Here is a 16,371-nt window from a genome sequence, read left to right on the forward strand (position 1 = left end):
AATCAATGTTGACTCTGTTCACTTATACCAGTGTGCCAGCATCGCTGTCAAATCTCGGGATAAAATGCCCAAGATCCCCATCACTCTTGCATATTCCATTCGTGTCGGACCAAGGATACCAATACTCCCCAGTGCCTGCCCATCAAGAGAATAAGTGGCGGTGATCAGACTGCAGTTAGCGAACGCTTCATGATTGTTCTCCGTCCCTATTCGGACCTGGATACCTGTGCCGCCTGTTGTAGGGGCCAGCATTTTGAGCAATGTAGGCGTCTCTTCCAGCAGATCAAGAATGCTTTTCACCTTGTCAACATCCTTGAACTCAGGCTGTGTAAGCATATTCGTGGCTCCACTAAGATAGATACGCTGCTCTTGATCACTTTCCAGCGCAATGTCTAGCACTTGCATTAATTCTTCATAATGTGAGATGTGACGCTGCATTTCCTCGCCAAGCTCGGAATACAGCCGAGTCTTCAGCTTATAGAGTGGTACATTGACCAGCTTACTATTCAGTAGGTTAACCACTTTCTCCATCTCGGAAACGGATATCTCCGGTGGAATGTTCACCGTACGGTTCTCAACTTGCCCCGTACTTGTAACAATAATCGCTACAGCGGTTTTATCATCTAGTGGTAACAACTGAAAATGACGCAATGATGTATGAAAAACCTCCGGTCCCAGAAGGATGGAAGTGTAATTCGTCATATTGGAAAGAATCATCGCCGCATGTTGGATTACCTGCTCCATCGCATTCAGCTTCTCGGCAAAAAAAGCGCGGATCGTGCCCATCTCTGCCGTTTCGGCGGAATTCCACGGTACCAGATGATCCACATAATATCGGTATCCTTTATGGGAAGGTATTCTCCCTGCCGATGTATGAGGCTGCTCGAGATAACCCAAATCCTCTAGGTCAGCCATTTCATTTCGAATAGTTGCAGGGCTATACCCTACATCCCCCCGTTTAGAAATGCTGCGAGATCCTACTGGTTCTGCTGATGAAATATAATCATCTACAATTGCATTTAGTATCATTCTCTGGCGATCAGTTAACATGTTATCCCCTCCTATCGGCTGTTGGCTCCGATTCGTTAGCACTCGACTCAGATGAGTGCTAACCACTAATACAAAAATACCAAACTGACATTGACATTGTCAAGTCAGTTCAGTATCTTAAGCACTGCTATTTCATCGCAGGCATGCTGCTTTTTACAATTCACGCAATCTGTCCATACCTTTTCGGGAAAAATCTCTTTCTCGACGACTTCAAATCCATTTCTAAGAAAGAAATCTACGGCGTAGGTTAGTGCCATGACCTTAGGTATTTTCTGGTTTCTGGCTTCCTCAACCAGCTTCTCTAAAATCATAGAGCCGACACCTTTGCCCTTACCTTCGTCATTCAGACCGATCGAGCGAATCTCTACAAGATCATTCCCGAGTCTGAAGAGTGAACCACAGCCAACGAATCTGCCACCAATCTCGGCAACAACAAATTGATCGATTTGGCGTGTCAGCGCCTGCCTGGAACGAGGCAACATGATACCGCGCTGTGCGTATTCTTCTATCATCAGATACAACGGTTCAACATCTTCTATCACAGCATTTCTGCAAATCACCTGTGCGTCTCCTGCTGGAGACGAATGGCGGATCATTTCCGTCTTGGCAAGCACTTTAATTCACCCCTCTGTTGATAATATGAATAAATATACAACAGAGTGAATTACAATTCAAGGGGTATTTTAAAATTAAACTTCTGTCAGTGCACCTACAAATTCTGCGAAAACATCGTTCCCAAAAAGGATCCCTTGCTTGCTGAGTCGGTAAGTTCCCTCTTCGTGCTCAAGTAGACCCGCATGCAGCATCTTATGCAAGGATTTCGCAAATATATCCTCTATCGAACGCCCAAATTGTGCTTGAAAAGCCTCATTAGAGACGCCTTCATGCATACGCAGGCCAACCATCATAAAGTCCTCCATCGCTTCTGCTTCAGTGATTGGATATGCGTCTAATCGAGGCAGGCCTTTACGTGTAGCTTCAACATAAGGATTTACACCCTTCACATTAATATGACGCTGGCGACCCACATATCCATGTGCACCTGCTCCGAGACCATAGTAATCTTCATTACGCCAGTAAGTGATATTGTGACGACTCTCCATCCCTGGTTTTGCGAAGTTACTGATTTCGTATTGGTTGTAGCCCGCTTCCTTCATAGATGACATCAACAAGAGGTACATTTGCAGTTCATCTTCTTCATTAGGAAGAGGAAGTTTGTTCTTATTAAATAGGGTGTGAAAAAGAGTGTTCTCCTCCACCTTCAAGCTGTAAATAGAATAGTGGGGTAAATCTAGCTCGAGCGCCTTACGAATACTTTCGCCCAGCATCTCTACAGTTTGGTTCGGCAAACCAAACATAAGGTCAACCGACAGGTTGTTAAGACCGACTGCACGGGCATTCTCCAAGCTGCGGTATACATCGTCAACATTATGAATACGGCCAATGCCCGTTAGGAGTTCGTTCTGAAACGCCTGAACACCAAAGCTCACCCGATTCACGCCGCCTTCTTTCATAACCGTCAACTTATCTATATCCGTAGTTCCCGGATTTGCTTCCATAGAGAACTCGATATCTTTATCCCAGTTTGGGAAATGTGTCCGAACTGATTTTAGAAAATAAGCCATCTCATCCGGCTTCAGTACTGTTGGGGTACCACCGCCGACAAAGATCGTTTTGATGACACCCGGTGGGGTGTTCTTGACGGTCTGCTCCATTTCTCGATCCAAAGCCTCCAGATAATCCATAACCGGCTGATCCTTGAGAACATAGGAATTAAAATCACAATAAAAGCACTTATTGGTACAAAAAGGAATATGAATGTATACGGCCTCAGGGGGACGGCCATTAGTATTCGTGGTCATTAGCTGTCTCCTTTATATAAAAATATCGTTTGACTAGTGTAATCTAAAAAACAAGAAAAGGGAAGCCTGACGGCTTCCCTCCAAGGGCGATCATTTAGAAATTAGTAAATCCGCATTTCCACGAGTTCTGCACGTTCTCCACCGTTAGTTTCATGTATAACGATCCGAACAGCGTCCGTAAGGGCAGGCTTCTCTAAACGATGTACGTTCTTCCGGCGATGGTTGTCTTTGACACGGAACATGACTTGCCACGCGCCATCAATAAGCAACTCTACATTATAAGCCTTTACTAGTTCAGGAATCACTAGAAATGGCGTTTCATGGTGATGTAAGTTAATAAGATCTTCATTGACATCATCGTTAAAGGTAAAATGAATTTCAGAGACTGAAGCAGCATCCGGGAGACGCGCCTCTACCCATTCCGTTCTACCAGCAGTCATCGGCTCAGAAACCCAGCTATGTGGCCCTGCAAAAGGTCGAACATACCCGTCAGTGACTTTGGATGCAGCATATGCGGATGTTTCTACTGCAAAGCAGAAATGCCTACGTACAAGCTGTTTCATGCTCCACTCCATCACCGGCTGATCTGGCTGATGATCCTCCAGTGCTGAATCAACTACAGGTTTAATGCCTCGCTCAAATGTAATAACACCTGTGATTGGGGTTTCTGAGATATGCAATTGAAGATGCTCATTTGCTCGAATAATAGCGAAGATATTACCTGCGCCGATTGAACTCCATTGCTCCTCTTGTACCGGAACGTCAATCCATTGCTGTTCTCCAGCTTGTACTGCTATAACATTAACCTGTCCGCACTCCGCCGGCACGTAATTTTCCGCACGTCCAGTCGTCCATAGCTCCACGGTCAGCTCTGACTGAATACTCGCTGACACAAGCAGCTTTAACCCACGGATATTCCCTTCAACCGGGAACAAAATTCCTACATCATGAGAAAGTTTATAAGCTTCAACTGGACGATCCAGCAATATACCATTCATCGTACTGGATGCATGAATCTCGCTTTTTCTGGCGAGGTCTAGCGGATCTTCGTTACGCAATCCAATAATCGAAGCATCTTGCTTTAACATCACCTGTTGCAATTCATGCATATACTGCTTGCGAACTTCACGAGGGGTTACTCCTTTGATGACAGATATTGCTGCGCCCGTTCCAGCCGCTTCACCCATGATTGCACAGGTCGCCATGACGCGTGTTGTTCCAAAAGCCACATGAGATGCGCTGATATTCCGACCTGCGAAGAGTAGGTTTCGCACATTTTTCGAATAGAGCGAACTGAATGGAATATGATAGATCCCATCCGCATGCAGATGCTTCGAGCCGCTCTCTTCTGCGTACATCCCTTGCGGTGGATGCAGATCAATCGACCAACCTCCGAATCCAATCCGGTCTTCAAATTCACGCTGCGCGAGAATATCATTTTGCGTTAGAATCGTATCGCCAACAAACCGTCTGTATTCACGTTTACCCGGAATTGAGCCAACCCACTCCAGCGTCATATTTTCGGCATCAAAATGACCTGAGTTTTTAATGTAATCCCAAATCCCATAAATAACAGAGGATAGCTCATCACGTATACGTTCATTCTCATCCACCGTATCAAGCTCACCGCCCCACTCAATCCACCAGTAGTGACAGCCTGAATCTCCACTCCGAATGACCCGACGGATCGGGATCGATGTTGTTGTAATATCCTTTGCAAACGATGGTGCAACATAACGTACCGGTTTTCCTGTATCCTGTGTATAAAACAATAATGTACTGCCTAATGTAATGTTATCAGGCACTTCAGGTGCCCATTCCTCATTAAATTCATGGCGGGCTTCACGTCCTAATCGGAAATCAGCTCCTGCTAGGAAGCCAACCAAACCATCGCCCGTACAATCGATAAACGCCTCACTCTCGAACGTAATCAACCGCTCAGATCCCATCATCCAACCAATCACACTGCGAATCGTCCGATCCTCTGCCTCACCTTCCGCTTCCACTTCGCGTACATCGGTATTTAGGAACAGACTGATATTCGATTCTGCCTTCACGGCTTCGAGCAAAGTTAGATCCCATAAGTATGGATTCCCCTCCGGGTTCCGGTATTGATTCTCGATGAATAACTCACCCATAATGCCCGTCTCACGTGCATATCGATTTACACCATGTCCTGTTGCACCACATACCCATACCCGAACCTCTGAACTCGAGTTACCACCAAGTACAGGGCGATTCTGCACTAGTGCTACCTTTAACCCAAGGCGCGCTGCAGCGATCGCCGCGTTCATTCCTGCAAGTCCACCACCGACCACTGTTACATCGGATTTAACCGTTTCTGTTCTCATGTTAGTATCCCTCCTATAGTTAGCCTTTTACAGCCGAACTTGAAATCCCTTGAATAATATATTTCTGACCCACGAAGAAGATAATAATCATTGGAATGATCGCAGCCGATGAAGCGGCCATCATCCCGTTGTAATCGACATTGTTCTCAAGAATAAAATTCTGCAATCCAAGCGGAATGGTATATAGTTTAGGACTTTGCAAGAATACAAGCGCATTCTCATAATCATTCCATTGCCAGGAGAAATCGAGTATAGCAAACGTTGCTATTGCCGGCTTTGCTAATGGCAGAATTAAGCGGAAAAATATCTTATAATGCCCCGCACCATCCAAAAAAGCAGATTCCGTAATTTCCTTAGGAATGCTCATGAAGAACTGCCGAAGCATAAATACACCGAAGATCGAGAACATAGCTGGTAGGATCAGCGCCCAATGCGTATTGTAAATCCCAACCCAGTTAAACATGATAAACTTTGGAACAAAAAGCACCTGAGGTGGAACCATCATCATGGATAGATATATGACAAATAGTCCATCTCGCCCTTTGAACGACGTACGTGAAAATCCGTAAGCGGCAAGGGCAGACAGAAACACAGCCCCCACAGTTCCAATAATCGAAATCTTAAGTGAATTTAAATAATACGGAACAAAATCATGACTTCCTGTCCACACCCGAATATGATTGCTCCAGTTGAGAGATGAAGGCAGCCAATTCTTAAACACCTCGGCAGGTGTCTGAAAAGATGTGCTGAGCATCCATAGGAAAGGCACAATCATAAATAGTCCTAGAATAAACATGATGATCGTTACTGGCAGCTTCACCTTCATGTTTCCTGCTTTTTCATTCATACCGCCTGCTCCTTTAAATTATGGTTTCGGGGCCCCCCGCTAAGCTTCACTTTGTGGGATTATTTAGTAATGAACCCAGCGCTTTTGGCCGATCCACTGAATGACTGTAATGACGAGAATGACGGCGAACAAGAACCATGAAATGGCTGAAGCGTATCCCATATCGTAATAACTGAATGCTGTTTTATAAACGAATAGTGATAAGACCGTCGTACTTCCGCTAGGACCTCCAGCCGTAATGGCTTGAATAATCGAGAACGATTTCATTGTCATAATTAATCCGGTAATCATTAATAAGAAAGTTGTTGGACTAACAAGAGGCCATACAATTTTCCATGTTGTTTTAAATGTGCTTGCACCATCGATCCGAGCAGCTTCCAGCTGTTCAGTCGAAATTTCCTGTAGTGCAGCTAAATATATGATCATATTGTAGCCAAGCATCAGCCAGATTTGTACGATATCAATGGCATACATCGCAGTTTCCGTATCCGCAAACCATCCTGGCGGTGAGGCAATGCCAATCCAGCGAAGCATTTCATTGATGGGTCCCTGTGAAGGCTGAAATAACAGCATCCAGACAAATGCAACGGCTACTCCACTGGAGATATACGGCAGGAAGAACATTCCACGTAATACGCCTTTAAGATACACACTGCGGTTTAGAAATAGCGCTACAATAAAAGCGAGCACCATCGATACTGGAACCGATATCAGGAATATCACCGTATATTTGATCGAGGCATAGAAATTATCGTCATGGAACAACCGTTTGAGATTATCCAGCCCAGTAAATTGCCAATTCGGATTTGAAAATTGATAATTCGTAAACATGAGAACAAAGGAATAGATTGCAGGGATAATAAAGAATAAGAGAATACCAATCATATTCGGAAGAATAAAGGTCATGCCGATCCAGCCTTGTCTGTCCATCCAGCTTCTCCGCTTCACGGTATCGCCGCCTTTCGTATGCTGAAAAATGGGTACACGAAAGAGAAGAACGAAGAAATCTTCCTTCTTCTCTTTTGTGTGTGCTAACTATTTTCTTATTTCAATAACTGTTGCGAACGGGTTTGCATATTTTTCATTGTGGTATCAATATCTTGCTTATTTAAGAAGTATTTTTCATACTCTTCTTTACGTGCATCAACGGCTTGCTGGGGTACATTTAGCTGGAAGGATGGGAATTTGCCGAATACAATATTATTCATTGAATCTGTATCATATTTGTCCTCTACACCTTTCAAGAGAAGGCTCATCGCTTCCTTACTGTCTACACTCTTAGAGGCTGGAATACGACCACCGCTTGCCATTGGCAGCATACCGCCATCCGCATACCATTTTGCGAACTCCCAAGCTGCGTCTTGGTTTTTCGACTTAGCGCTTACAGAAAGAACGTCACCCACACCGCCCGGGTATTTATAGTCGGTTTGATCTTTATTCACTCTTGGAATAGCAGCGAACGCGGTTTTGAAGTCATGAGGATAATCCTTCAGATTGTTCGCATTTCGGAAAATAAACTCACCCGCTGATAGCATTGCAGTTTGTCCTTGCAGGAACATTGTGTCAACTGGCATTTTACTCGTTAATTGCTCTCCATATTCAGGTGTAGATTTATCCACGAACATCATGTTATGCAATATTTCCAATTGCTGTTTCCAGAGATCATTACCAAAATTCGAGGTACCATCCGTCTGTTTTACACCCATTCCAGCAAGCGTACCGTCCATCGTTGCTGTGAAGGAGGATTCTGCCTGCAATAGTCCGTACACATCAGGCTTCGTTAACTTCTTCGCATACTCCTCAAGATCCGACCAAGTCCAGTCCACTGCAGGTATCGGTAAGTCTGCTGCATCCAGCATGTCTTTGTTTAACCATACGAACGACATATTCTTCTTCGTTGGCATGCCATAGTATTTATCATTGATTTTCCACAACGCCGCATCCTGACCTATTTGGCTATCGATATCATAATCTGTCTTTGCACTTAGTTCTAAAGCAACGCCTGCATCTACACGCTTCTGTAAATGGGGAAGATCGTAGTTCATATAAAGATCTGCGTTTTGATTGGTCATCAACGCTGTGTCCAGCTTTAAGTTTCCAGCATCATCATTTACATAACGTATATACTCGACCTGAATATCTGGATTTTCTTTATTCCAGTTATCAATTACAGTTTGAGGTCCGGCTTCTGCTGGAACTGCTCCCCACAGGGTAAGCTTTATTTTCTCCTTTGTGGATTGACCGTTCGTACTGCCCTGCGCATCATTACTTCCGCTACTACCACAACCAGCCAGCATCGTACCTGCTAATAAGACAGAAAGCACTGCAGGATACCACTTTTTCTTCATCGATATCTTCCCCCTTGGAAGGATTATGTGTTGTGCTCTACGTCTATAACTTTATCATCAGAGCGGATTCTGGGGGATGAACTACATTTGGGAAACTATAGAACGTTTTTTGGTTCTTTGCGGAATTCATTTGGCGTGACGCCACACCACTTTTTGAAAATTTTAATAAAATAGTTATCATTCTCAAAGCCCACCTGCTGCCCAATCTCACTAATCGTTAGCTTCGTCTCTGCAAGCAGCATTTTCCCAGCCTGAATACGCCGCTCTTGAATATAATTCGTCAACGTTTTCCCTGTCTTTTTCTTGAATAAGTCACTTATATAACTGGCATCCATTCGTATCAACTCTGACATGGATTTGAGCGAGATATCCTCAGAATAATGCTCTTCAATATAAGCAATTATTTTATTCATCTCCACATGATCTGTCGGTCCCGTTTGCTGCTTCTCAGGAAACCATTTATCAGCCTTCTTCATCTTCACCATTCGCTCCAGCTCGGCATGAACCTTACCCATGGTCTGCTTCAAACCTTGTAGATCTAAAGATAGCTTCAGAATGTAGTCCGAAGCTCCAAATACGAGCGCTTGCCGGGCGTATTCAAATTCACTCAATGCGGTCAACATGACAAATCGGCAGTCGAAGCCTTCCTCTCGCGCAACTTGAAGGAGCTTCACCCCATCCATCACTGGCATATTGATATCCGTCACTACCACATCAGGTCGAAGCTCACGAATCATCTGCAAGCCTACTTCACCATTCTCCGCCTCACCTATAATTTCAAAAGGGATTCCAGCCTTTAAGAATAACTTCCGTATACTTTTAACCGCGGGTTGTTCATCATCCACAATTAACGTTCTCCACATATGAGCTTACCTCCATCGTAAGGTTTTGAAATAAGAAGTGGACAATGGATAATCACTTCAGTTCCTGTGTCTGATGACACAATGTCCATACCTGTCCGTTGATTCTTGAACAACAGTTCTAAGCTCTCCCTAATATTCTGAACACCGATTCCTTTACGTTTCCGTGTAGCCTTATTCAGCTGTGCTCTTTCTATCCCCATGCCGTTATCTTTAACCTGCAGATACAGCTGTTGTCCAGTCACCTTAGCGGAAATATCAATTCTCCCTTGTTTCACAGACTGACCGAAGCCGTGAATCAAGCTATTTTCAATTAAGGGCTGAAGACAGAATTTAGGGATTAATGCGTATTGTAGCTCCTCGTTGATATCATATTGAATTTCAATCCCATGTCCGAAGCGTTGCCGCTGAATCTCCATGTACGATTCAATCAGTACGATCTCATCCTTTAACAGGATTAAATCCACTTCAGTATTTAATGTCGTTTCCAATATTTTGCCTAGTGCAACACAAATTTCATAAATTTCATCATCATCTTTATCTAAAGCGATGCTCTTTATCGTATTCAATGTATTTAGTAGGAAATGCGGGTTCATCTGTGAGAGCAACACCTGAAATCGAACGAATTGCTTCTGTTTTTCTTCAAGCTGAAGACGCTGTAATAGCTCATTCAAATCATTAATCATTATATTGAAGCTCTGGGTCAGCGCAAGAATTTCTCCCCGCCCTTGCTCGGGTAATTTCATTTTAAGATTCGTTTTAGCGGTCATTTCCATCTTCTTCTGCAGCTTCTTAAGCGGTACTGTAATCGTTGATGATATGAAATAAGTTAACAGAACGAATAGCAGTAGAATAACTCCAAATACGCCAAAAAATCTCTGCTTCTGCTTGTCTACCTCAAGAAATAGCTGTGCTAGCTGTACCTTTTTAACGACATAGCCATTTAACTCTTCGATGTAGCTGTACGTGTATAAGCTTTTCTCCTTCGGGTCGATGATCGATGCAGCACGTGCTGTCTGCTGTTGGCTGGTACTCTTTACAATACTCTGCGCAATATCAGGAGAAAAGGTCTCGTCCCTATTCGGATTAAGCATCACTCTCCCTGAGGCATCGAGCAGAAAAAAGGACCCTTCCTGTCTACTCCCTAAGACCGATCTAGTGAACCACTCCTCGTAATCGATACTCAGTCTTGCATAGGCGTAAATATTCAAGGCATTGTCACGCATAACCTCATAGAGACTAAGCATTTTATTACTTGTTGTACTTTCCCGAACAACATTATTCCTGTCATTCGGATTCCATATATATCGATTTGACCCTTCTTGCTTCAACGCTTGAACCCAATCCTCTGATTGAATTTCGTCATAGCTCAAAGTATCCTTCGGCATAAAAGAAGTGTATGCGTTTCCATGGAGGTCGATTAAAGTATAATAAACCGTCGCTCCACTCATGAAGAATGTATTTTCAATCGCTCCAAACTTGCTTTCAACGAGCTTTTTTCTCGTGATTTCGTCAGATTGCTCAGGATTCTTCATTATTGATAAGATCGTCGTATCCTGTTCGAGTAATAACCCTGTTTTCATAACGAGACTCATTAGATCGACAAAACCATTCTTAATGCCAATCAGCTGCTCCATGTTCTTCGTTTCCGCGTTATCCTGCAGCATTTGTTCTGTTTCTTTGAAGTTATACAGAACGAGTACGGCAATGGGTGTTAATACCAATAGTAAAAAAGCTAACAAAATCCGATTCTTAAAGGTACTAGGTGTAAGTCTCAAATATAATCGTTTCAAACGAGGACTCCCCTTACTTTGTATGTGCTTACAATCCTTCCACCCTATTGTAATCTTCTCCTGCTCAAAAAAATAGAGCCGGGATATTCTCCCGGCTCTACCTAATTTCTACTCGTCGATCTTCAGTACTGCCATAAATGCTTCTTGTGGTACCTCTACACTGCCGACTTGCTTCATGCGTTTCTTACCTTCTTTTTGCTTCTCAAGCAGCTTCCGCTTACGCGAAATATCACCGCCATAACATTTAGCAAGTACGTTTTTGCGCATCGCCTTAACGGTTTCACGCGCAACCACCTTCGTACCCACAGAGGCTTGAATCGGCACTTCGAACATTTGACGAGGGATAATCCCACGTAGTTTCTCACAAATGATACGTCCGCGGTTGTATGCACGATCACGGTGAACGATAAAGGACAAGGCATCAACCTGCTCATTGTTAAGCAAGATATCCATCTTGACCAGATTCGAACGACGGTACCCGCAAATTTCATAGTCGTAGGATGCGTAACCTTTTGTACCTGATTTCAACTGATCAAAGAAATCATAAACGATTTCAGACAGTGGAATCTCGTAAGTAATCGTTACACGATTCGTATCAAGATACTCCATATTTACGAACTCGCCACGTTTGTTCTGGCACAGCTCCATTACGGTACCTACAAAGTCATTAGGCACGATGATTGCTGCTTTAACATATGGCTCTTCAATGTAGTCAATCGTTCCGATTTCCGGATAATGTGACGGGTTGTCGATTTGAATCATTTCGCCATTGGTCAGCATAATTCGATAAATAACACTCGGTGCTGTCGTGATTAGCGGCAGATTGAACTCGCGCTCAATCCGCTCTTGAATGATCTCCATATGCAAGAGTCCAAGGAATCCACAACGGAAACCAAATCCAAGCGCGCTTGAGCTTTCCGGCTCAAAGCTTAGCGAAGCATCATTAAGCTGGAGCTTCTCCAGTGCCTCACGAAGATCGTTATAATCGGAGGTCTCAATCGGATACAACCCGCAATATACCATCGGGTTGATCTTACGGTAACCCGGAAGCGGCTCAGCAGTAGGATTCTTTGCGTCAGTGACAGTATCACCGACACGGGTATCTCCAACATGCTTGATCCCAGCAACGATAAATCCAACATCCCCGATGTTCAATTCATCGACAATGGTCATACGCGGCATAAATGCGCCAACTTCAATAACCTCGAAGGTCTTCTCAGTTGCCATCATCTTAATCTTCGATCCCGCACGGATCTTCCCGTCCATTACGCGTACATAGACGATGACGCCTTTGTAAGGATCGTAATGTGAGTCAAAGATCAACGCTTTAAGCGGCTCTTCTGAATTACCGGATGGCGCAGGAACCTGCTTCACCACCTGCTCCAGAATTTCCTTGATCCCGATACCGGCTTTGGCAGATGCCATAACCGCTTCACTGGTATCCAGCCCGATAACATCCTCAATCTCCTGCTTTACCCGGTCAGGGTCAGCGTTTGGCAAATCAATTTTGTTGAGCACAGGTAGGATTTCCAGGTTATTATCCAGTGCTAAATACACATTGGCCAATGTCTGCGCTTCAATTCCTTGAGCCGCATCCACGACCAAGAGTGCGCCTTCACATGCTGCAAGACTGCGGGAAACTTCATAGGTGAAATCGACGTGTCCCGGTGTATCAATCAAGTTGAGATAATACTCTACACCATCGTCTGCACGATAGGTTAAACGCACGGCTTGCAGCTTTATTGTGATACCACGTTCGCGCTCCAGATCCATCTGATCGAGTACCTGCTCCTGCATTTCACGCGTGGTTAGTGCCCCCGTGTATTCCAAAATGCGGTCAGCTAGTGTCGATTTACCATGGTCTATATGTGCAATAATCGAGAAATTGCGAATTTGTTGTTGTCTTTTCTGAACGTCAGTCATTCCTTACCCCCACAGACAGCCTGATATTAATCCACTTATTATAACAGTACAAGCTTACTCCATCAATCCCGCCCTTACGTAAAACAGAAGAAACAGCTATTCACGCACCCGTGAAATAACTGTTTCTCCTGAAATCATTGTGATTCTTCCGCCGAATCGAACAATGAAACTACCCAGCGTATGCCCTTCTGAGAAGCCTGCTGCAGAAGGCCTGCCGTTTTATCCGCTATCACATCGACTGTCGGCTTTTGTTCCTCAGGAATCAGAATCTGCTCCGGAGTTTTCGTATTATACCCATCTGCCACCTGCTGAGGAAGATCTGTAGTTGGCGCAGAATTGCTATTCTGAGGCAATGGAGATACAGGCGTATATGCACCTGTGATAGGGTCGATCACCATTGGAACATACACATAAGTCTGCCCACCTTGTGTAACCCCATTCTTAATCGGCTGTGATTGCATGCCCGTCACTTGACTGGTTGGCGTAGTCGATAGGTCGGTCCAGCCTGGCAGCAGCTTAGAGACGGTTGCCCCTCCGCTGCCACTGAACTGCATACCTAACAGTATGCCGACCCCTGCCCAGATACCGACCATAACCAGTCTTTTACCGAAACGAGACATGTAAGCCACTCCTTTATAAATACTTGATAATAAAGCTGTTTATTCTAAAATTAAATGTCTATAGCTTAAGAAGCTCCATTCGACTTTTGAGGTGCTGTAGCGTTTACCTTCTCCGAGTCATGACTGCTCCAGTACACATCTGCAATAGCGTCTGCCAAAATATCAGCCGTACGCTTTAATTCCTCTGCTGTATTATCAATACCGCCCACTTCAATCAAGACACTATTGGGTGAGAGGGTTTGGTTGTACTCCCCGTTGTTTCCTTTACCCGCAGCTTTTCCCCATATTCCGCGAGATATTCCTGGGTAACTCTTTTCAATCGTTTGATGAATCTTGTTCGCGAACTCTTCGTTTTTCTTCCAATCTTTATTCGCATGTCCAATAATAAAATACACCTGAGCGTAACTTTTCCCATCAATCACTGCAGTTGTTTTGCCATGACGCTGTGAGTCGCGGTGAATGTCGATAAGTTCACTCATTTCTTGGTTTGAGCTCATTGCAGATTTAACCAACATTCGAGAGTATTTGTAGGAAAAATTCCAGTTATAGTCGGCAATTTTAGTTAGAAAATCTTCTTTCGCATGAACTGTACCAATCCCGCGTTGTTCCAATTTTTTCTTAATATATGATCCTACCAGCATTACATTTTTAGAAGAAACCGCAGAGCTTGGATTTTCGTTCGCTACTCCTAGTAGAGGGTTATAGGCCTCCCGAGGATGTGAATGATAGATAAGGATCCGTTTAACTGAGGTGTCCTTGGTATTATCTGTCTCGCTTTGCGGATCACTCTTATCCGTACCTCCCGCAGCTCCTGATGGCTCAGGAGACGGAGCTATTGTCGCTTCAGGCTGCTGTGCTGGAGTATCTTCGGGCTTGTCCACTTCGTTTGGAACCGATGGATCAACCTCTTCCCCTCCACCTTCAGCCAGTTCATCCGTTCCCGGATGATAATCAACAGGTGCTCCTGTAGAGCCACCCGAGCCTTTTCGCAAAAGAAATGGATCATCCGCTGCCAAGCCTGGCACTTCACGAGAAACTAGACTCTTCGGATCACTTGGATTCACACTGGTCAGCAATTGAAATACGAAGGAAGTTACTTTTTCACCTGAAAAAGCGGAAGGCTCTTTACCCTGCGGTAAATGGGGGACCTCCATCCCCAATAGCTCCATGAAAAATCCACTCGATAGGGAGGCCGCAAGCCCCTTCATAGATGGAATGGGTGAAGAGTTCAACTTCTGTCCGGCCAATCCACCAGCGCCAAGCAGCATAAAAAATACTAGCGAACCTCCGGCCAACAGCAGCATCGTTCTTCCCAGCGATAAAGCATCCAGCACTCTTCCACGTAAACGGCCGATGTTCCAAAGCTGAAACCATTTTTTATTCATTATATTTATGTCCTCCTCCAGCCCTCTGTAATCTCTTATACTCCAAATCTATGAGCGAAAGAGAAATAGTAGAACCGTAAATGAGAGAATAGACATAGAGTCCGGCGAGATACTGTACATCAGCATCCCGCCAGACTTGTGCTAGCTATGATTCAATTAGTGGGTATAAGCGCCGACATTCTCAGGATCTACCGCATCATGCAGGGCCGCATTCAGACCACTGGCTACAATATTGGCGATGCCTTCAATAAATTCATCGATTTCCTTAGGTGTAACGATCAAATCATGCCCTAGTGGCTCAAGTACTTCCTTCACTAGTGACAATCGTTCCTGCTCAGAAATATCGTCTAGCATCCCCATGATTTCCTTGGTGTGACCAGCTCCTTGCCCAAAATGATTCTTCATCATCTCCAATACATTATTTACAATGGTCGAAGCATAGCAAACAGTAGGAACACCGATAGCAACACAAGGAACACCTAGAATTTCCTGCGTCAATCCGCGCCGCTTATTGCCAATCCCCGAACCGGGGTGGATACCGATGTCGGCAATTTGAATCGTCGTATTGATCCGTTCCAGCGAACGGGATGCCAGCGCATCAATGGCGATGATGAGATCCGGCTTTGTACGATCCACGATTCCCTGCACAACCTCACTCGACTCAATACCGGTCAATCCTAATACCCCAGGAGCAATAGCACTTACCTTGCGATAGCCTGGAGAGACCTGATCCGGCACGAGCTCATAAAATTGCCGAGTAATGAGCGCATTCTCCACCACCAGCGGCCCCAGTGAATCTGGAGTCACATTCCAGTTACCAAGTCCAACGATCAGAACAGATGCCTCCTTACCAATTCCAATCCTAGTCAGGAAGTCCTCGAATTCGCGAGCAAAGACTTCAGCTACTTTTTGCTGCAAGCCGGTATCTCCACCGCGCAATGCTGGTACCTCAAGCGTGACATAATTCCCAATCGCACGACCTATCGCCTGTGATCCGGCAGCGTTAGCCACACCAAGCCGGGTAACTTTTATCCCTTCAGACTCTTCCACTTCTTCGTTTACACCAGGGATTGGCGTCCTTTGTGGCCCTTGAGCCATTTCCTTCGCCTCTAACGCCAAGTCCGTGCGTACCGAATATAGCTGCAGATCCGGTTCCATTGTTCCAGCCTCCTAAAAGTTTTGAAAGCATATGCTTCCTTGAATTACTTCGGACAAAACTTGCTTCGTAAGCGATACTTAGTTTTGTAAGCATCGCTCCATTGAATTACTTCGAGCAAAACTTGCTTCGAAAGCGTTACTTAGTTTTGTGAGCAGACACTTCTTTGAGTTACT

13 protein-coding genes are annotated in these 16,371 nt (G+C 44.6%); all 13 read right to left on the bottom strand.

The features are described 5' to 3' along the window. Window positions 1–18 precede the first annotated feature (18 nt). On the bottom strand, window positions 19–1,050 hold the full coding sequence (gene hrcA, locus L1028_RS09860; protein WP_042191003.1) for a heat-inducible transcriptional repressor HrcA: 1,032 nt from the start codon (window positions 1,048–1,050) through the stop codon (window positions 19–21). 104 nt (window positions 1,051–1,154) lie between these two features. Continuing rightward, entirely contained in the window at window positions 1,155–1,646 is a 492-nt protein-coding gene (locus tag L1028_RS09865) for an N-acetyltransferase (protein ID WP_234533496.1), read from the bottom strand. A gap of 93 nt (window positions 1,647–1,739) precedes the next feature. After that, window positions 1,740–2,912: a radical SAM family heme chaperone HemW gene (gene hemW, locus L1028_RS09870; protein WP_234533346.1), complete on the bottom strand. Its 1,173-nt coding sequence runs from the start codon at window positions 2,910–2,912 to the stop codon at window positions 1,740–1,742. A gap of 101 nt (window positions 2,913–3,013) precedes the next feature. Then, entirely contained in the window at window positions 3,014–5,263 is a 2,250-nt protein-coding gene (locus L1028_RS09875) for an FAD-dependent oxidoreductase (protein WP_234533349.1), read from the bottom strand. A gap of 19 nt (window positions 5,264–5,282) precedes the next feature. Continuing rightward, window positions 5,283–6,110, bottom strand: coding sequence for a carbohydrate ABC transporter permease (locus tag L1028_RS09880; protein WP_234533351.1), 828 nt, complete (start codon window positions 6,108–6,110; stop codon window positions 5,283–5,285). Window positions 6,111–6,173: 63 nt separating this feature from the next. Beyond that, window positions 6,174–7,058: a carbohydrate ABC transporter permease gene (locus L1028_RS09885; protein ID WP_234533353.1), complete on the bottom strand. Its 885-nt coding sequence runs from the start codon at window positions 7,056–7,058 to the stop codon at window positions 6,174–6,176. Between the two features lie 95 nt (window positions 7,059–7,153). Continuing rightward, window positions 7,154–8,458: an ABC transporter substrate-binding protein gene (locus L1028_RS09890; RefSeq protein ID WP_234533355.1), complete on the bottom strand. Its 1,305-nt coding sequence runs from the start codon at window positions 8,456–8,458 to the stop codon at window positions 7,154–7,156. 95 nt (window positions 8,459–8,553) lie between these two features. Beyond that, window positions 8,554–9,321, bottom strand: coding sequence for a response regulator transcription factor (locus tag L1028_RS09895; protein WP_076299684.1), 768 nt, complete (start codon window positions 9,319–9,321; stop codon window positions 8,554–8,556). Beyond that, window positions 9,306–11,111 carry a cache domain-containing sensor histidine kinase gene (locus L1028_RS09900; RefSeq protein WP_234533357.1) on the bottom strand — a complete coding sequence of 602 codons (1,806 nt, stop codon included), beginning with the start codon at window positions 11,109–11,111 and terminating at the stop codon, window positions 9,306–9,308. The genes L1028_RS09895 and L1028_RS09900 overlap by 16 nt, the downstream gene beginning before the upstream one ends. Before the next feature lie 108 nt (window positions 11,112–11,219). Further along, entirely contained in the window at window positions 11,220–13,034 is a 1,815-nt protein-coding gene (lepA, locus tag L1028_RS09905; protein ID WP_036677511.1) for a translation elongation factor 4, read from the bottom strand. A gap of 134 nt (window positions 13,035–13,168) precedes the next feature. Then, window positions 13,169–13,654, bottom strand: a complete 486-nt coding sequence (locus L1028_RS09910; RefSeq protein WP_234533358.1) for a hypothetical protein — start codon at window positions 13,652–13,654, stop codon at window positions 13,169–13,171. Window positions 13,655–13,719: 65 nt separating this feature from the next. After that, the gene (locus tag L1028_RS09915; protein ID WP_234533360.1) at window positions 13,720–15,039 is read right to left on the bottom strand and encodes a stage II sporulation protein P; all 1,320 of its coding nucleotides are present in this window, start codon (window positions 15,037–15,039) and stop codon (window positions 13,720–13,722) included. Between the two features lie 156 nt (window positions 15,040–15,195). Next, window positions 15,196–16,197: a GPR endopeptidase gene (gpr, locus tag L1028_RS09920; protein ID WP_234533362.1), complete on the bottom strand. Its 1,002-nt coding sequence runs from the start codon at window positions 16,195–16,197 to the stop codon at window positions 15,196–15,198. Window positions 16,198–16,371: the final 174 nt, after the last annotated feature.

It is taken from the genome of Paenibacillus pseudetheri (genome assembly GCF_924513355.1).
Classification (GTDB): Bacteria; Bacillota; Bacilli; order Paenibacillales; family Paenibacillaceae; genus Paenibacillus_AQ; species Paenibacillus_AQ pseudetheri.